Raw genomic sequence first — 18,370 nt, 5'->3', positions numbered from 1 at the left:
CCTATTCCTTTTCTGATGATTTTAACCTTAATTTTAATAAACTGTACACCCCTAATGCGGCGATGCCAAGAACCACGGTTTCAAACATGGTGTCAATACCACGGAAATCCGCTAGGATCAAGTTGACCACATTTTTTCCCTTTGCCAATATATAGGCATTTTCTCCGTAGAAATCGCTGGTCTGTGTTTGAATCGGTTCGTAAAGTACTTTCAGGGCGATAATCGCCAGGATGGCACCAAAACCTAAAGCTACCACACTGTCGCGGTACATCTGCTTCTTGGAAGCTAGGTTCAGGAAGCTTGGTAGTTTGTAAAGCACCAAAACGAACAAGACCGTACTTAATGTATCGATGGTAAACTGCGTCATCGCCAAATCCGGTGCACTGTAGAACACATACATCAAACAGATACAATACCCGATAACACTCATCGCCACCACCGAAGTTAAGCGGGAAGGTGTCGATACGACGATCAGCAATGCCCCTAAGAGAATAACCACCACGGCAACCTCATAGATGGTGAGCGGTGTCAGGTTGTCGAAATCAATCTGTATGGGTCCACTCTGCCACAATTTGTAGATCAGTAATCCTTCTGCAAAGAGAATGATCTTCATGTGGTAGGAGCGCAGGTATCCGTTGTGGAAGAAGTTCGTAAAGCGTTCCGAAAATTTCAGGATATCATTTCCATATCCCGTCAGTATGCGCTGCGCGGAGATGGACTCAAATTTCTGGATAAAATTAACTTTGGCTGCGCTCGGTTTATTACTGAAGTAGAGGATAAATCCACTGACTATGGTGATAGCGCTCAGCAAGAGGACGGTGTTGAAACCATGCCATATCGCCAAGTGCATTTCCGTATCGGTGCCAAATATGCTGTTAGCCGCTTGGTAGTTCAGCATGTTGCCCACCCATCCCGGCATACAGCCAAAAACAACGCCCAGAACTGCTAGGATCAATGGTGGAATCCACATGGATTTGTACGGCAGGTGGACCTTGCTGTAGGCTTCCGGTAATTTACCGAAGAAAGGCTTCAGACCGGCCATAAAACCGCCGGCGGAAAGGCAGATGTTCGTCACAACGGCTAATCCTGTCAGGATCAGCATCCAGCCTTCAGGTGAATGGAGGGTAGCTTCGTAGATGAGGTCCTTTCCGATAAAGCCGAAGGTGAGGGGCACTCCGGCACTACTCAGCGCGGCTAAAAATGCAGCTAATGCTACAGGGGGCAATACTTTCCGCAATCCGCCCAGTTTGCAGATATCACGGGTGCCCGTTTCGTGGTCAATAATTCCCGTCACCAGGAACAGGGTAGCCTTATAAAGGGCATGGACCAATATAAACACCGAGGCGGCAACAATCGCTTCCTTGGTGCCGATGCCCAATAGGAATACCAGGATACCGAGTGCCGAAATTGTCGTATAGGCAAGGATGGATTTGAGGTCCGTTCGGAAGAGGGAATGTACCGCTGCAAAGAGCATGGTAAATCCGCCGAAGCCCATCAGGGTATAGCTCCACAGTTCGGTGCCTCCCAAAATTGGGAAGAAACGTGCCAAAAGATAGATCCCTGCTTTTACCATGGTGGCCGAGTGGAGGTATGCCGACACGGGGGTCGGTGCCTTCATCGCGCCCGGTAACCAGAAATGGAATGGAAACTGCGCCGATTTGGTAAATGCACCCATAAAGATAAGCCCCAAGATCAAAGGGTATTGCGGATGTGCCTGTATCTGGTCTTTGTATTGAATGAGTTCCGAAATCTGATAGGTTCCCGCCACATTGCCCACCAGCACCAAGCCGGCCAACAGAAAGAAACCACCCATCCCGGTAATGGTCAGTGCTGTCATCGCGCTTTTGCGGGAGGCCTCCTGATCGTTGTTGAAACCGATAAGGAAGAATGAACTGATACTCGTCAGCTCCCAAAAAATGAACAGCAGGAAGATATTATCCGATAGGACCACACCCAACATGGCTGACATAAACAAATAGAGGTAGCCAAAGAATCGGTCGAAATAGGGGTGTCCCTTTAGGTATGTTCGGGCATAAAAGAAGATACCCGTGCCGATGCCCGTAATCAATAAACAGAACAGTAGGGAAAGTCCGTCTAACTTCAGGTTAAAGTTGACACCCAAGGACGGAACCCAATTAATGGCTTGCGATAAAGTTATTCCATTGGCGATTTTTGGGATATAGCCCAGGTAAATGGCAAATAGAATTGTCGGCACCAAAGGCAATAAAATACTCCAAGATGATTTTAACTTTTTGCCAAAAGGTATCAGCAATAGGGAAGAAATCAGTCCTAGAAGTATGGTAAATAGCATGGGCTCTCTCTTAAAGATTTTGGGATTGCGTTAAAAATAGTAAAAAATAGGTATTTTTCCGTGTTAAATTCATATTAAAACTTGGAATATGCCGGCTTTTCATCCATTTTTTATGGTTTTTAAGGCGTCCAGCTCAGTTTTGGAAATCACTATAATTCCTGAATTCGAGGAAGAAAGGTCGTGTTCAATTGGGGTTGATATGGAAATCACTGTAGTTGAAAGTTAATAGGATGTTAAATAAGTTTTCTTGTTCTTAATTTTTTCCGACTATTCTATTATCTTCGATGGATGCTAACCAATTATTTAATATGAAAAAATTCTATATTTTCTTTTTGCTGATTTTTCTTGTTCAACTAACATTTGGACAAACCTTTTCATCTGACAAACTGTCGAAGCACGTACATTATTTAGCTTCCGAAGAATTGGAAGGCCGTGCCTTGGGTACCGCAGGAAAAGATAAAGCGACCGCCTATATTCTCGATCATTTTCAAAGCGCTGGTCTACAACCTTTCTTCCCGAGTTACAAGCAGGAGTTTGAACTGAAGATCGATCTGGCTTGGCTTATGGCGACCAATGTCGTAGGCTTGGTGGAGGGCAGTGATCCTGCACTCAAACAAGAGTATATTGTTCTTGGCGCACATTACGATCATTTGGGTAGAACCAGGGACAGTAAGGATTATTATCCAGGTGCTGACGATAATGCATCTGGCGTTGCCACTTTGCTGGAATTAGCCAGTTATTATGGAAAGCCAGAAAATCGACCGAAGCGCAGCTTGATCTTCATTGCCTTTGATGCCGAAGAATCCGGCCTGAACGGATCCAAATATTTTGTGGACCATTTGGCCACTGATACCCTCATTCAGATCAAGGCAATGTTCAGCTTTGATATGGTGGGTATGCTGTCAAAAAATGGTGGACTCGGACTGAAGGGCATCGGCACATTGGCCAATGGAAAGGAGCTTGCCCACAAGCATGCTCGTGAATTGCAGGTAAAGAATGTGTCCAGTTTGATTGAAATGCGAACGGATACCGATCCTTTCGGCAAAAAGGGAATTCCTGCCATCCACGTGTATACAGGTAGTAAATCACCTTATCACAAACCAGCTGACAAAGCCGATCTGCTAGATTATCCAGGAATGGAAAAGGTCGCCCAGTACACAGCAGATCTAGTGGATGACCTTGCCAGCCAACCGGAAATTCTGGCGATCAGCAGCATGGATGTAAAGCGCGGTAAGGGTGGACGGAACTACCAGCGGTTCACCTATGGACTCACCTTCGGCCTCGGAAGCAGCAGCCACTCGTATAAAGAGGAATTCTTTGATGCCAAGGAAGATGCTGCTGCCAGCGGTGGTGTTCGGCTCCAATATCGTTTCCATCGGCAATTTTCATTGAGTCTTGAAGGGCTCTACAACTACAACAGCAGCCAGTCCGCACAGCAGACTTTCTCCAGAGAAGGCATCATGGTTCCCTTAAACCTACAATTTGGTACAAATTTCTATGTCTTCGCCGGTGCTTACTACACCCATTACCTGAAAGCAAAAATTGGAGACCAAAAACTGGATTTCAAAGACTCCCTTAGAAAACAGGAATGGGGCGCAAACTATGGTGTGGGAATAAACTATTTGCGCTATGATGTCCGCCTGCAAGGAACCCGTGGCTTCCAGTCCATCTACAACGATGGGCCGAAGGTTATTCCAAGAGGATTCTATATATCATTTACATACAACTTGTAGATATGAGATGTGAGATGTGAGATTTGAGACAGTGGGAGGGATAGCGTGAAGATTATATGTAAGAATTGAGACATAAGATTAAGTGAATAGTTAAGAACTAGCGGAGATTTTAGGTATCACACCAATATCCCCCTTTCTATCTCATATCTCATATCTCATATCTCAAATCTCCATTTCACATCTCAAATCAACGCAAAAAATAAGCTCGGCATGCCGAGCTTATTTTTTGCGTTACTTCATTTGTTTTGATCCTTCAATGATGGCTTCCACCACCGTTGGGTCTTGTAGGGTTGAGGTGTCGCCGAGTGATTCGAGTTCGCCTTCCGCGATTTTGCGGAGGATACGGCGCATGATCTTACCGGATCGGGTTTTGGGCAGGTCATCGACAAACTGGATAATATCCGGTTTTGCAATGGCGCCAATGATTCGAGTCACGGTCTGCAGGATATCCTGGCGTGTCTTTTCGGCGTCGATATGGTGGTTGGCGATGACATAGGCATAAATTCCCTGTCCTTTTACTGGATGCGGGTAGCCTACGATTGCCGATTCTACAACGTCTGCGTGCATATTGATGGCATTCTCCACCTCGGCTGTACCGATACGGTGGCCGGATACGTTCAATACGTCATCCACACGGCCTGTGATGCGGTAATATCCCTCCGGGCTACGGTAGCAGCCGTCGCCGGTGAAGTACATGTTCTCATACGTGGAGAAATAGGTCTGACGACAGCGTTCATGGTCGCCCCATGTGGTGCGCAGCATGCCCGGCCATGGGAATTTTATGCAGAGATTTCCGGAAACATCGTTCCCTTGGATTTCCTCGCCGTTCTCATCCATCAATGCCGGTTGAACGCCTGGCAATGGCAACATCGCATATCCCGGAATTTCCGGTGTAATACCAGCGATCGGCGTAATCAGGTGACCGCCATTCTCCGTTTGCCACCACGTATCCACAATCGGACATTTTCCGCCGCCGACTTTATCGTGGTACCAGTTCCAAGCCTCCTCATTGATCGGCTCACCAACCGTACCCAATACACGTAGGGAGGAAAGATCCTTACCCTCGATGAATTCATCACCAAAGGCCATCAACGAACGGATGGCGGTAGGTGCCGTATAGAGTGTGTTTACTTTATATTTTTCAACGATGTCCCAGAAGCGACTGGCATCCGGATAGGTCGGGATACCTTCGAACATCAAGGATGTTGCCCCCTGTGATAACGGCCCATAAATGATGTAACTGTGACCGGTGATCCAACCGATATCTGCCGTACAAAAATACACCTCTCCCGGTTGGTATTGGAACGTATTGGCAAATGTATAGCCTGTATAGACCATATAACCTGCGGTTGTGTGTACCACACCCTTCGGTTTCCCTGTTGAACCAGATGTATACAGGATGAATAGGGTATCTTCCGCATCCATTTCCTCGGCAGGACATGGCGGGTTGCCCATGGTTTCCACTTTCTTGATTTCATCTTCCCACCATACATCGCGGCCCTTGATCATGGAGATCGGTGTGCGCGTACGGGTAAGGACGATCACCTTCTCGACAGAATCGCACTGCATTAGGGCATCGTCGACAATGGATTTCAATTCCAGCACCTTCTGACCACGGAAACCGCCGTCTGCGGTAATGACCAATTTACATTCCGCATCCATGATGCGGTCAGCGATTGATCGCGCGGAGAAGCCCCCGAAAACCACATTATGGATGGCACCGATACGGGCACATGCCAATACGGCAATCACCAACTCCGGAACCATCGGTAGGTAGATACATACGCGGTCGCCCTTGCGGATGTTGTTGTTCTTCAATACCGTGGCAAATTGCTCCACTTTTTGCAGCAATTGCTTATAGGTCAGTACGCGGTGGGCTTCGTTGGGATCATTCGGTTCCCAAATGATGGCAGGTTGATCGCCTAGTTTATATATATGACGGTCCAAACAGTTTTCGGTGATGTTCAGTTTCCCGCCTTCGAACCATTTGATGTCCGGTTCTTTAAAATTCCAATTCAGTACATTGGTCCACTTTCTTTTCCAGAAGAAATGATCGGCAATCTCGCCCCAAAACGCTTCGGGTTCTTCAACACTCTTCTTGTAAGCTTCTTGATACTCCTCAAAAGATTTAATCTGAAAGTTCATCTTTTTTAAAAAAATTATAGGTCTACATTTACTTTATGGCAGGATATTATTAGATTCGGTCAATTAATTATTAAGAGCGGAAAATATCGCGGCCTGTATAGCTAATTTAATTTTTTTTCGTTTGAAATTCTAATTTTTGTGCAGCTATAACAAAAATTGGGGGCAGTTGTTAGTTTGACATGACAGAAGCAGTTAAAAGGATCTATTACTTTATGGTGCATAGCAATCTGCTGATCGCCTTAGCTGCTGTGGCGCAATGCGCACTGACCTATATGATCCTCAATTTGCCGGTTGACCCTTATATTTTAGTGATTGAGGGGACAACCACCCTGTTGCTTTATAACTTGAGCCTATACCTTTCCATGCCTAGGGAACCGCAGAAGTCGCCCTTTCAGCGGACTAGATGGATAGGCCGTAACATGTGGTTGTTCTGGACATTGAGTATACTTGCCGCCATCGGGACTTTTTATGCCCTATTGCATATCCATCTCATGACCTTCTTCTTCTTGGGAATGGTAGGTGGGGTCAGCCTTGCCTATTCGGTGCCGCTGGTACGGATCAGGGGGCAATGGTCGAGCATGCGCCAAGTACCAGGACTTAAGGTATTCTATATTGCGATGGTATGGTCCCTGAGTAGTGTCGGGTTGCCGGTTATCGAACTGTTTGCCAATGGAACAGCCATCGACTGGTACATGGCCAATTACCTGGGCATCGTGAAGATTGTTTTTTTGGTGCTCTGTACCCTCCCTTTTGATATCCGGGATTATGATCAGGATCGTCTATATAACCTGAAGACTGTGCCGACGCTCCTGGGTAAGGAGAACGCCATCAAGTTGTCCTTTGGAATTGGCGTGCTGCATCTGTTGCTGATCATTGGGTCTCCCTATGCGCTCATTGTTAAATACGGGATGGTATTGACGACTGCGCTAATCCTTGTGTTGTTCCAGTACGTGATCTTTGCCAAACAGAAGCACTACCACCATGTATATCTCTTGGACTTTGCGCTAATCCTCCAATGGCTATTGGTGTTGTTTTTCAGCTACGTAATGTAAGATCTTTTCCACTAGGAAATCCGACAGCTTATAATAACTTTCATAAGTCCATCCTGCCACATGCGGGCTCAGCAAAACATTTTCTCTATTGATCAGATCGGCAAACCAAGCCTGCTCTTGGAGCGTAGGGAATTTTTCCACCGGAAGCACATCAAAAGCGGCTCCTAATATCTTGCCGCTGTCCAATGCTTTGAGTACGGCTGGCACCTGTACGATTCCCCCGCGGGCACCCATCAGGAAGAAAATCGGTTTGCGGAAATGAAAGAGGTATTCCTCATCCACCATGCCCTTGGTCTCGCGGGTCAGGGGGATATGGAAGCTCAGTACGTCTGCCTGGCGGACGACCTCCTCCATGGAGACCTCACGGACGTATTGGTCGGAAAATCCTGTTTTATATTTATCGTAAGCAATGATATTCACGTCAAATCCGGACAGTTTCTTGGCCATAGCTTTGCCATTGTGGCCATAACCGATCAGGGCGACCGTGCGACCTTTCAACTCATAGCCACGGTTTTCCTCACGGCGCCATTGCCCGTTTCGCACTTCCCAGTTGCCACGGTTCAGGTTGTTCATTAAGTTCAGCAACATCCCGATCATGTGTTCGCCAACGGCATCGCAGTTTCCTTCGTTTGCGGATAGTAAGGTGATGCCCTTGCTGGCCGCGTAGGCATCATCAATATTGTCCATACCGGCGCCGGCACGGCCGATGAGCTCCAAGTTGGGCGCCAGATCCATGAAGGCTTGATCGACCTGGAACTTCGAGCGGATCAACAGACCCTGATATTCTGGAATCAGCTTTTCCGCTTCCTCCCGTGTAATGTCGGGTTGGTAGTTGAAAGGAATATTGGCCTTCCGCAACTTTTCCAAAAGGATCTCGTGCAGGTCATCTACGATCAATATATTCATGTTAGTTTTTGTTAAGGGTCATAAAATCTTGTTTGAAGAGCCGGTCCAGCGCACGTTGGTTGATGCGGTCGGGCGTGACTTTCATGATCAGGTTGCGCAGGGAAATAAGGGCAGGATTTTCCCATTGGGCCACCTCACCAATGAATTTTGAGGTGTCCGTAATGTACTTCACCCGGGATTTCCGTCTTCTTTCGAATGCTGCAAAAGCATCCATCACGGCTTTGGGCTGCTGAAGCTCGTCCACCAGGACGGCAACATCCTCAATCGCCTGACAGGCGCCCTGTCCCATGTTTGGTGTGCAGGCATGACCGGCATCACCGATGATCAATACCCTGCCGTAAGCCAGGTGATCCAAGGGTTTTAGATCGATGATATCGCTCCAGATCAGGTCTTCATTCCGGGTGTTATCCAGTAACGCCGGAATCGGATCGTGGTAATCCCGGAAAATACGGGAAAGGTCAGCTATTGTATATTGCTTAAAAGTGGGGTTCTGCTGTGGTCCGTTAATGCAGGCATACCAGTATATACGGTCGTTGATCAGGGGTGTCATACCGAAGCGCCCTGATTTGCCCCAAGTTTCGGTGCCTTTTTTCAATTTGATCTGGCTGTTGTCGATGGTCGCCCGCCAACAAGAATAACCTGCATAGCGCGGTGTCGCACTCGGTACGAGAAACTGCCGCAAAGGGGATTTTACGCCATCTGCAATGATCAGGTATTTGCTGCGCTGTTGCGTGCCGTCCTGGAAATGGATGGTTACGCCGTCATGATCCTGCTCTAGCGTAAGCGCGCGTTTTCCCAAGAAAAGGTGTTCCTGGTTGATCTTGGACAGGAGGTAGAGGTGGAGATCCGCCCGGTGTATGGCGAAATTCCACTGTTTATATTTTGCTGAAATATCTTTGGTGTTGGGATCGGCAAGGACGTTTCCCTTTTGATCCAGAATGGCAAAGGAATCCAGGTAATAGCCATACTGTTCCACTTCATCACGCAGCCCCAATAGGTCGAGGGCATGCATGGCATTGGCAGCAAGGCCAAATCCGGCACCTATCCCTTTCAGTTCTTCGGCCTGTTCAAACAGTTGGTATTCACGACCGAGGTTCTGGAGAGCAATCGCTGCGGTCAATCCGGCAACCCCACCACCTATGATCGTAAATTCTGTCTGATTCCGCATCGTTAAAGTTTGCTTGCTATTTCGTTGGTGAGTACTTCAAAATCCTGAACGCTCAGTCGTTCCGCCCGCAGGTCATATAAGGGGTTATCGCTCATCCTATCCTTTGGAATCACCGCGGAAAGGGAATTGCGCAGGGTTTTACGTCGCTGGTTAAAGGATGCTTTCACCACGCGCCAGAATAACTTCTCATCACAGTCCAAGGTTTCCCGGTTGTTCCGGACCATGCGCATGACTCCAGATAGCACCTTTGGTGGCGGGTTGAACGCTCCGGCTTTCACCGTGAATAGGTAGGTCACATCGTAATAGGCCTGCAGGAAAACACTCAGGATACCGTATTCCTTATTGCCCGGTTTCGCCACGCAACGCTCGGCAACCTCCTTTTGGAACATCCCAACCATTTCCACCACGCGGTTCCTTTCCTCCAGGACCTTGAATAGAATCTGCGAAGAGATGTTGTACGGGAAATTCCCGATGACCGCCATCTTGTCCTCGAAATAATTACCGAAGTCCAGTTCCAAGAAATCGCCATGGATCAAGCGTTCGCCTAGTTGGGGGTACTTATCGGCCAAAAACTCGATGGATTCATCATCGACATCGATCAGGAAGGTCTCGTACTCTTCATGCTGCAAGAGGAAATCCGAAAGTACGCCCATACCGGGGCCCACCTCCAAAACCTGCTTAAAGCCAAGGGATGGCGTTAAAGCATCTACGATTTTCTGTGCCGCAAGCTTATCGTTCAAGAAGTGCTGGCCTAAATGTTTCTTTGCGCGTACTGAACCCATAGGAAGTATTTGCCACAAAGATACATTTTTTGCCAGGTATAGGGCTCAAGAAAATCCGGATATACGACCTAAATCCCAATTGCGCCTGAATGTTTATGTTTTTTTGCTATTTTTGGATATCTATAAATCAGGATACGATGAGTGAAAAATTAAAAATAGGTATTTCAATAGGTGATATTAACGGAATTGGCTTAGAGGTGATCATCAAGTCTTTGATGGACAACCGCGTGATGGATTTTTTTACACCGATTGTCTACGGGAATACCAAAGTAGCTTCATTTCATCGGAAAGCAGTTGGCGTGAATGATTTCAGCTTTAATGTGATCAATTCTGCCGACCAAGCGAATCCAAAGCGTCCCAACATGATCAACTGTTGGCAGGAAGATGTCAAGATCTCTCTGGGTGAAGAGAATGAGATTGGTGGTAAATATGCTTTTATCTCCCTTCAACGCGCAACGGAGGACCTGAAAGCCGGATTGATAGATGCGCTTGTTACGGCACCCATCAATAAGCACAATATCCAACAGGAAGGTTTCCAGTTTCCTGGGCACACCGAATATCTCCAAGATGCCTTCGGTGCGAAAGATGTGCTGATGTTCATGGTGAGCGAAGATCTGCGCGTCGGCGTAGTGACCGGTCATATTCCCGTGAAGGACGTTGCTGCAGCCATCAGCGAGGAGAGCATCCTGCAGAAGTTGCGCATGATGAACGATAGCCTGAAGAAGGATTTCTGGATCCAGAAACCCAAAATCGCCGTATTGGGATTGAACCCACATGCGGGAGATGATGGCCTGATCGGTACCGAGGATAAGGATATTATCCGCCCAGCGGTGGAAAAAGCAAATAAGGAAGGCATCTTCTGTTTTGGACCGTATCCAGCAGATGGTTTTTTTGCCGGAGATACCTATACAAAATTTGACGCTGTTCTGGCGATGTACCATGATCAGGGGTTGATTCCGTTCAAGCATATCGCTTCCCGGACGGGCATCAACTTTACGGCAGGCTTGCCGGTCGTGCGCACCTCACCGGACCATGGAACAGGCTATGATATTGCAGGTAAGAACCTTGCATCGCATACCTCTTTCTTGGAAGCCATCTTTGAAGCCGAACATATTGTACGCAGACGACGCGAACAAGAGATCTTAACGGAGAATCCTTTATCCTTCCGACGTTTGTCAAAAGATAGAGATTAGGACATTCCCTTGATTTTTACTTGGTCCTGCGACCGCTGTTGTCTATAAATTTCATTACTTTTGCACTTTGTTGCTATGAGTGAAAATTTAAGTCATCCCATATTCCCTATAATCAAAGATTTAACGAAACAAGAGGGTGTTTCTTGCTATGTGATCGGTGGTTTTGTCCGCGATCATATTATGGGCCGTCCTTTCAAGAACGATATTGATATCGTGGTATTGGGTAGTGGGATTGATTTTGCGAATAAACTCGGCGAGATCCTACAGGCCAAGGTGACTGTCTTCAAGTCCTTTGGTACGGCTATGCTGCAATACGATGGTCTGCAGATCGAGTTTGTGGGCGCCCGCAAGGAATCTTATCGTCAGGATTCCAGAAAACCCATTGTGGAAGATGGAACCCTGGAAGACGACCAGAATCGGCGTGATTTCACCATCAATGCCATGGCGTATTCCCTGAACGATGCCGATTACGGTGCACTTGTTGATCCATTCCACGGTGTGGAGGATCTGGAGAACCGCGTTATCCGGACCCCTTTGGAACCGGGCATTACCTTTTCCGATGATCCCCTGCGGATGATGCGCGCAATCCGTTTTGCCACACAGCTCAACTTCCGGATCGATTCCTTGGCATTGGATGCCATCTCAAGCCATGCCGATCGGATCAAGATTATTTCCCGCGAGCGGGTTATCGACGAACTCAATAAGATTATCCTAGCCGAAAAACCATCCATCGGCTTCAAATACCTGTTTGATACCGGTCTGTTGGAGCGTATCTTCCCGGCCATGCACCAACTGCATGGGGTCGAGGTGATCGAAGGGAAGGGGCATAAAGATAATTTGTACCATACCCTGGAGGTACTGGATAATGTAGCGGAGATGTCCGATGACCTGTGGTTACGGTGGGCCGCCATTATGCACGATATCGCCAAGCCAGCAACCAAGCGCTTTGATAAAAAAGTGGGCTGGACCTTCCACGGACATGAGGACCGAGGAGCAAAGATGGTTCCCAAGCTGTTTGCGGACCTGAAGCTGCCACTCAACGAAAAGATGAAGTTTGTGCAGAAGCTCGTGATGCTGCACTTACGCCCTATTGTGCTGGTCAAGGATATCGTGACCGATTCAGCGGTGCGGCGCCTGCTCTTTGAGGCCGGTGATGATATCGATGCCCTGATGATGCTGTGCCATGCGGACGTAACAACCAAGAACGATTACAAGAAGAAAAAATACCGCGAGAACTTTGAGCTGGTGAAGCAAAAGCTGAAGGATGTGGAAGAGCGGGATCACCTGCGCAATTGGCAGCCACCCATCGATGGTGAGGACATTATGCAGGCTTTCGGCATCGGACCGAGCAGGCACGTCGGCATGATCAAGAACGCCATCCGTGAAGCTATTCTGGAAGGTGATATTCCAAACTCCCGAGAGGAGGCCATGCGCTTTATGCTGGAAAAAGGAAAAAACTTAGGCCTGAACCCCGTAAATGGCAATTGATTTTTTTAAAAAATATGTAACTTTAATGCCTATTAAGGGCTTTTTAAATTAAATAGATACCATGGCGATTTATAGATTTAGAATATCGTTTGAAGATTATGAGGATGTTTACCGTGAGATTGATATGCCTTCAAAGAGTACTTTCATGGACTTGCATGCAAGTATTCAAAAATCAACAGGTTATGATGTAGAGAAATCATCTTCTTTTTATGTGAGCAATGATCAGTGGAAAAAAGGTACGGAAATCGCCTACCTGCCCAATGAAAGAAAGAAAGCTGCGGGTGTGTTGGGCATGGAAGATATCCGACTGAGCAAGTTTATTGATGATCCACATCAGAAATTCTATTACGTTTACAACTTTGATCGTCCCTATGACCTGCATGTGGAATTGATCAAGATCTTGAAAGAGGAAGATGGCAAAGAATACCCGTCGATCTTCAAGAAAGTCGGGGAGGCTCCGAGGGTCCTTTCTGCTGCCAATTTCCCGGTGACGGGTGAGGAGGATGATGATGAGGATTTTGTAGATGAAGATGCAGAACAGTACGGCGTGGATGAGGAAGATGACTTCGATATGTTCGATGACGAAGAGGGTGGAGAGTCCGAAGGGGAATCCAGTGGATCCAAAGAAGAGGATTATTAGTAGATTATTAATAGTACACGATATGAAAAGAATAGATGATAGGCTTTGCCTTTCATCTATTTTTTGTCAATTTGTGACATGACTAAGGGTTTGGAAAAACAGAAGACGTTAATTATGGTGGTGGGGCCAACAGCCGTTGGGAAAACCGCCATGGCAATCCGTTTGGCCAATCATTTCAATACTGCCATTATATCTGCGGATTCCCGACAATTTTATCGGGAGATGAGCATCGGCACGGCAAAACCGGATGCGGAGGAACTGGCACAGGCGCCCCATTATTTTATCGATTCCCATTCCATCCGGGAGGACTATTCCGCGGGCGATTTTGAACGTGATGCATTGGTGCTGTTGGCGGACCTGTTTAAAGAACACGACACGGTTATTGGGGTTGGCGGATCCGGACTTTTTGTGCGGGCGCTATGCGAAGGCCTGGATGACCTGCCCAAAGCACCCGAAGAGATGCGTGAAGCCTTAAACCATCGCTTGCGCATGGAAGGACTCAAATCACTGCAGGCCTATCTGCAGGAAATCGACCCCGAATACTACGCGAAAGCCGATATTGATAACCCGCAACGGGTCGTTCGCGCCATTGAAGTCTTTGAGGCTTCCGGCAAACCGATGTCCCTTTTCCTAAAGAACCAATCCCCCAAAAGACCTTTCCGCATCATTACGGTAGGCCTGAATATGGATCGTGCGGATCTGTATGAGCGAATCAACAACCGGGTGGACCACATGCTGGAGGAGGGCTTGATGGGCGAGGTGCAATCCCTGATTGAATTCCGGAATAAACCAGCTCTTTTAACCGTGGGTTATGCGGAGTTATTCGATTATTTTGAGGGAAAGCTGTCTTGGGTGGAGGCCATTGACTTGATTAAGCAAAACTCCAGGCGCTATGCTAAAAGACAGATCACCTGGTTCAAGAAATATGGAGAAACTACCTGGTTTCTGCCACAGCAATTTGATGAAATCATAGAGCATATCGCTCAAGAAAGAGAAAAAGCCCCATAGGAGCTTTTTTAATGGTAGTATAGTCGTATAAAAGATAATTCTTGGGATGCGCGCTGCTCGTGAAGCCGAATGTCGGATTGCTCGCATAGTACAAAGATATGGTGTTCCTGAGCCGGTATAAATACCTGAAAACGGATATTTCCATTGCAATGCCTTTATTACGAAAACCATTTCGTGACTTGCGCAATCGTTTGTGAAAAGCACCTTAGCGTATTATTGAGTATCTTGGATGTTTCAATATATACCTAACAATGAGTATTACGTGCAATAAATTCTTTGCTTCCCTTCTTTTAGGGTTGGTAGTCAGTGGATCGGCCCTGGCGCAATCGCGAGTGGTGAGTTCTTTCAATACAGATTGGAAATTCTATAAGGCCAATAATTCCACCTTCTTTACGGATTTTGAAAATGGCCAGAAATATTTCGAGAGCCAGAATCAATGGACGAAATTGGAGGTCTGGGAAGATATCACGCTGCCACATACCTACAATAAAGATGATATGCAGCAGGACCGTAATTTCTTCGAGGGCAAAGCCGTGTACCAAAAGACGTTCAAGGTGAGCCCGGAAGAGCGAAATCGTCGGACTTTTCTACGCTTTGAGGGCGTAGGTGCCGTAGCACAATTGTACATCAATGGAAATTACATCGGGGAACATAAAGGGGGTTACTCCATGTTCGTGTTCGAGATCACAAATTCCATTGACTACGAAAAAGAAAATACCGTTACTGTGGTGACGGATAACAAATCCAGAAAAGATATCATCCCGATCAACCAGTTTTTATTCCCGGTGTATGGTGGAATCTACCGTCCGGTGCAGTTGATCAGTACCAATAAAACCGGTTTCGTCGTGACGGACCAAGCTGCTGCCGGGATCTACATCCGCCAGAAAAATGTGTCCGCCAAGCAGGCCGATATTCAGGTGGAAGCCAAATTGGAAACCAAAGAGAAACATGTGCAATCTGCTGAACTCCTAGTCGAGATCCACGATCAAGCAGGAAAGTTGGTTCATAGCACCAAGCAACCGGTAAAGATCAGTCCGCAAGGGGTTACCTATGTTCATGAGCAGATCAAGATGAAGGCACCGCACCTGTGGGATGGTGTTCGCGATCCGTACCTGTATTCCCTAACGGCCAAGGTGCTGTCGAACGGGAAGGAGCTGGATGCCGTGAAGCAACCTTTAGGTGTGCGGAAAGTGGAATTGAAAGCTGGTGATGGTGTGTATCTCAACGATAAGAAATACCCGATGTACGGGGTGACGAGACATCAGGACCGCTGGGGCTATGGCTCCGCGCTATCTTTTGCTCAGCATAAGGAAGATATGGAGCTGATCAAAGAGATTGGCGCCACGACCATCCGTTTGGCCCATTACCAACAATCACAGGATATGTACGCCCTAGCGGATACAATGGGCTTCCTGGTTTGGGCAGAGATCCCATTCGTAAACCGCGTATCCTATTATGAAAATGACAATGCGAAACAGCAGATGACGGAACTGGTGAAACAGAATTTCAACCATCCATCCATCTATATCTGGGGGGTACACAACGAAGTTTATTCCAAAACTGCGGATGAGCAGGTTCCGGTTCTATCCCGGGAACTGAATGATATCGCCAAGACATTGGATCCAGATCGCTATACCGTTGCGGTTACCGGGTACAATGTCATCGATCGCCAGGAAAACCTCAGCACGGATGTGCAGGGCATCAACCACTACTTCGGTTGGTATGGCGGCAAAATCGGCGACCTGGCTCCATGGGCAAAGAAGGTACAGCAGGATTTTCCGGATTACAAAGTGATGCTGTCGGAATATGGTGCGGATGGCAATATTGATATCGGCAAGGAAAAGGTGGAAGAACCGGATAATGTGATCAGCGGGAAGGCCTTTGCTGAGAACTACCAGACAGAAACGCATATCCAGCAATGGGCCGCTATCGAGCAGAACCCGATAATCCTGGCATCCTATGTCTGGAATATGTTCGAATTTGCCGTTCCGGCATGGAACCGCGGTGGTGTGAATGCACGCAACCTGAAGGGTTTGATCACATTTGATCGCCAGCGTAAGAAAGACTCCTTCTATTGGTACAAAGCCAATTGGAACCCAGAACCTATGCTCTATATCGCCAACCGTCGGGATAACCAACGGACCATGGCCAACACACAGGTGCAGGTATTCTCCAATCTGCCGGCCGTGGAGCTGATCGTGAACGGTAAATCCTATACCGCCAAGCAAGGCGTCAATAAAAGACACTGGGTGGTGGAGAATGTGCAATTGCAAAAAGGAGAGAATACCATCCAAGCCAAAGGAAAGCATGAAAATGAAACCCTTTCGGATGAGATGAAATGGACGTTAAACTAACTTAAGCTTAAATATACCGATGAAAAATATAGTAAAGATTGCGTTGTTGGGCATGTCCTGCCTGCTGATGAGCCAACAGAGTTTCGGGCAATGGACGGGTCCGAAGGTGAAGCCAACGGAAAGAGTGGACGTGAAATATGGTCCGATTACGCCGAAGCACCGTACGGATGCCGATATGGAAGCTTTCCGGAATTACGGATTGGGTCAGTTCATCCATTGGGGATTGTATGCCATTCCGGGAAATGAATGGGAAGGTGTCAGCGCCCGCAAAGGTGCCGCTGCATCCGAATGGATCCGCACCTGGAAGGGACCCAATGCACCAAAAGATTGGACAACGATATACGATAACCTCTATAAGCAGTTCAATCCGAAATCCTTCGACCCGAAGGCTTGGGCAAAACAGGCCAAGGATATGGGTGCGAAGTACATGATCTTCACCACAAAGCACCATGACGGATTTGCCTTGTGGCCGACCAAATATTCCGACTATAACATCACCAAAGCGCCCTATAAAAAGGATATCGTGAAGGAAGTCGTGGATGCTTACAATGCTGAAGGGATAGATGTTTACCTGTACTTCTCCGTTCTGGAATGGAATAACCCCGATTATTTCTACAAGGCCCCACAGAATGAAGCCGAGCAGAAAAAATATGATAAGTTCCTGCAGTACACCAAGAATCAACTATTTGAGTTGCTGGATAAATACCCGACCATCAAAGGATTCTGGTTCGATGGTACCTGGGATCAGGCGTGGATAAAATCGTATGAATTTACCTACAACTTGGAGAAGGAACTTCGTGCGAAACATCCGGGATTGATCATAGGTTCGCGATTCCGTAATGACGAACATGGTAAGCGCCACTTCGATAGCAATGGTGACATCCTGGGCGATTACGAACAGGGTTGGGAGCGCAAGTTGCCAAAGGATGTTTCTTGGCTGGACGGGAATGATTGGGATGCCGTAATGACCATTCCGCCGAATGGCTGGGGGTATATGAAGGACTGGTCAGGATTATATACCAAAACCACCGATGATATCCTGGATATGCTGATGCAGACGGTCTCCATGAACGGAAATTTTGTACTGAACTTCGGTCCCGACGGACAAGGGAAGATGCATCCTGGAGAGGATAAATTGGCTACAGAGATCGGCGATTGGATGAAGGTGAACGCCGAAGCTGTTTATGGCGTGCGCCATGTTGATCTGCCAACGAGCAAGCTAGGTTATTATACCCAAAAGGATAAAAATCTATACCTAACCGTTTTCAATAGACCCGTAAATAATATTGCGCGGATTGCTGTACCTAAAAATGCAAAAGAGGTACCTGTGGCGGCGGTACTGTTGGCCAATGGCCAGCAATTGGAGGTCAAACATGCAGATATTGGATTGGATTTGGATAAGAACACGTATTACGATGTGATCTTACCCAAAGATTTCCAGTCCGACCGTGCCTTTGTCATCAAGATGGAATGGGGAGCACCAGAAAAGGTGGCCGATAAGCTGATGGATGCGAAAATGTAATACATGATTTATATAAGTTTTGAAAGGAAGGTGCACCACGGTGCGCCTTCTTTTTTTGCCGGAATAAA

General features: G+C 47.2%; 13 protein-coding genes. 8 read left to right on the top strand and 5 right to left on the bottom strand.

Features of this window, described 5'->3' with window-relative positions; translation table 11 throughout:
- Position 1: 1 nt before the first annotated feature.
- Positions 2-2,311, bottom strand: coding sequence for a putative monovalent cation/H+ antiporter subunit A (locus G6N79_RS01435; protein ID WP_103904832.1), 2,310 nt, complete (start codon positions 2,309-2,311; stop codon positions 2-4).
- 308 nt (positions 2,312-2,619) lie between these two features.
- Between G6N79_RS01435 and G6N79_RS01430 the strand changes: the two genes are divergently transcribed.
- Positions 2,620-4,044: a M28 family metallopeptidase gene (locus G6N79_RS01430; protein WP_160003596.1), complete on the top strand. Its 1,425-nt coding sequence runs from the start codon at positions 2,620-2,622 to the stop codon at positions 4,042-4,044.
- Between the two features lie 231 nt (positions 4,045-4,275).
- On the opposite strand, the gene acs is transcribed toward G6N79_RS01430, so the two are convergent.
- Entirely contained in the window at positions 4,276-6,189 is a 1,914-nt protein-coding gene (gene acs, locus G6N79_RS01425) for an acetate--CoA ligase (RefSeq protein WP_103904830.1), read from the bottom strand.
- Positions 6,190-6,368: 179 nt separating this feature from the next.
- Here acs and G6N79_RS01420 point away from each other — a divergent pair, with 179 nt between their 5' ends.
- Positions 6,369-7,241 carry a UbiA prenyltransferase family protein gene (locus G6N79_RS01420; protein ID WP_103904829.1) on the top strand — a complete coding sequence of 291 codons (873 nt, stop codon included), beginning with the start codon at positions 6,369-6,371 and terminating at the stop codon, positions 7,239-7,241.
- On the opposite strand, the gene G6N79_RS01415 is transcribed toward G6N79_RS01420, so the two are convergent.
- The 3 genes from G6N79_RS01415 to rsmA are packed head-to-tail and all read right to left on the bottom strand — an operon-like array spanning position 7,209 to position 10,097.
- Positions 7,209-8,147 carry an NAD(P)-dependent oxidoreductase gene (locus G6N79_RS01415; protein ID WP_103904828.1) on the bottom strand — a complete coding sequence of 313 codons (939 nt, stop codon included), beginning with the start codon at positions 8,145-8,147 and terminating at the stop codon, positions 7,209-7,211. The two genes, G6N79_RS01420 and G6N79_RS01415, sit on opposite strands and share 33 nt — an antisense overlap.
- 1 nt (position 8,148) lies before the next feature.
- Positions 8,149-9,315 (bottom strand): FAD-dependent monooxygenase, encoded by a 1,167-nt coding sequence (locus tag G6N79_RS01410; protein ID WP_103904827.1) that lies wholly within the window; start codon positions 9,313-9,315, stop codon positions 8,149-8,151.
- A 2-nt stretch (positions 9,316-9,317) separates the two neighbouring features.
- Entirely contained in the window at positions 9,318-10,097 is a 780-nt protein-coding gene (gene rsmA / locus G6N79_RS01405; protein ID WP_103904826.1) for a 16S rRNA (adenine(1518)-N(6)/adenine(1519)-N(6))-dimethyltransferase RsmA, read from the bottom strand.
- A gap of 137 nt (positions 10,098-10,234) precedes the next feature.
- Here rsmA and pdxA point away from each other — a divergent pair, with 137 nt between their 5' ends.
- The 6 genes from pdxA (at position 10,235) to G6N79_RS01375 (ending at position 18,302) form a co-directional block, all read left to right on the top strand.
- A complete protein-coding gene (gene pdxA, locus G6N79_RS01400; protein WP_103904825.1) occupies positions 10,235-11,290 on the top strand; it encodes a 4-hydroxythreonine-4-phosphate dehydrogenase PdxA in 1,056 nt (351 codons plus the stop codon).
- Between the two features lie 75 nt (positions 11,291-11,365).
- On the top strand, positions 11,366-12,778 hold the full coding sequence (locus G6N79_RS01395; RefSeq protein ID WP_103904824.1) for a CCA tRNA nucleotidyltransferase: 1,413 nt from the start codon (positions 11,366-11,368) through the stop codon (positions 12,776-12,778).
- Positions 12,779-12,839: 61 nt separating this feature from the next.
- Complete coding sequence (locus G6N79_RS01390) at positions 12,840-13,418, top strand: IS1096 element passenger TnpR family protein (RefSeq protein ID WP_103904823.1); 579 nt, start codon at positions 12,840-12,842, stop codon at positions 13,416-13,418.
- A gap of 78 nt (positions 13,419-13,496) precedes the next feature.
- On the top strand, positions 13,497-14,426 hold the full coding sequence (miaA, locus tag G6N79_RS01385) for a tRNA (adenosine(37)-N6)-dimethylallyltransferase MiaA (RefSeq protein WP_103904822.1): 930 nt from the start codon (positions 13,497-13,499) through the stop codon (positions 14,424-14,426).
- A 251-nt stretch (positions 14,427-14,677) separates the two neighbouring features.
- Positions 14,678-16,780 carry a glycoside hydrolase family 2 protein gene (locus G6N79_RS01380; protein WP_103904821.1) on the top strand — a complete coding sequence of 701 codons (2,103 nt, stop codon included), beginning with the start codon at positions 14,678-14,680 and terminating at the stop codon, positions 16,778-16,780.
- Positions 16,781-16,799: 19 nt separating this feature from the next.
- Positions 16,800-18,302 carry an alpha-L-fucosidase gene (locus G6N79_RS01375; RefSeq protein WP_234993128.1) on the top strand — a complete coding sequence of 501 codons (1,503 nt, stop codon included), beginning with the start codon at positions 16,800-16,802 and terminating at the stop codon, positions 18,300-18,302.
- Positions 18,303-18,370 lie beyond the last annotated feature (68 nt).

The sequence above is a fragment of the Sphingobacterium lactis genome, assembly GCF_011046555.1.
Taxonomy (GTDB): domain Bacteria; phylum Bacteroidota; class Bacteroidia; order Sphingobacteriales; family Sphingobacteriaceae; genus Sphingobacterium; species Sphingobacterium lactis.
Note: the sequence above shows the minus strand (reverse complement) of the source record. Positions and strands in the feature narration are given on the sequence as shown.

What these genes read in the sequence shown, in the direction of transcription:
- G6N79_RS01435 (WP_103904832.1), bottom strand. Translation starts at nt 2,311, where the DNA reads ATGCTATTTACCATACTTCTAGGACTGATTTCTTCCCTATTGCTGATA.
- G6N79_RS01430 (WP_160003596.1), top strand. Translation starts at nt 2,620, where the DNA reads ATGAAAAAATTCTATATTTTCTTTTTGCTGATTTTTCTTGTTCAACTA.
- acs (WP_103904830.1), bottom strand. Translation starts at nt 6,189, where the DNA reads ATGAACTTTCAGATTAAATCTTTTGAGGAGTATCAAGAAGCTTACAAG.
- G6N79_RS01420 (WP_103904829.1), top strand. Translation starts at nt 6,369, where the DNA reads ATGACAGAAGCAGTTAAAAGGATCTATTACTTTATGGTGCATAGCAAT.
- G6N79_RS01415 (WP_103904828.1), bottom strand. Translation starts at nt 8,147, where the DNA reads ATGAATATATTGATCGTAGATGACCTGCACGAGATCCTTTTGGAAAAG.
- G6N79_RS01410 (WP_103904827.1), bottom strand. Translation starts at nt 9,315, where the DNA reads ATGCGGAATCAGACAGAATTTACGATCATAGGTGGTGGGGTTGCCGGA.
- rsmA (WP_103904826.1), bottom strand. Translation starts at nt 10,097, where the DNA reads ATGGGTTCAGTACGCGCAAAGAAACATTTAGGCCAGCACTTCTTGAAC.
- pdxA (WP_103904825.1), top strand. Translation starts at nt 10,235, where the DNA reads ATGAGTGAAAAATTAAAAATAGGTATTTCAATAGGTGATATTAACGGA.
- G6N79_RS01395 (WP_103904824.1), top strand. Translation starts at nt 11,366, where the DNA reads ATGAGTGAAAATTTAAGTCATCCCATATTCCCTATAATCAAAGATTTA.
- G6N79_RS01390 (WP_103904823.1), top strand. Translation starts at nt 12,840, where the DNA reads ATGGCGATTTATAGATTTAGAATATCGTTTGAAGATTATGAGGATGTT.
- miaA (WP_103904822.1), top strand. Translation starts at nt 13,497, where the DNA reads ATGACTAAGGGTTTGGAAAAACAGAAGACGTTAATTATGGTGGTGGGG.
- G6N79_RS01380 (WP_103904821.1), top strand. Translation starts at nt 14,678, where the DNA reads ATGAGTATTACGTGCAATAAATTCTTTGCTTCCCTTCTTTTAGGGTTG.
- G6N79_RS01375 (WP_234993128.1), top strand. Translation starts at nt 16,800, where the DNA reads ATGAAAAATATAGTAAAGATTGCGTTGTTGGGCATGTCCTGCCTGCTG.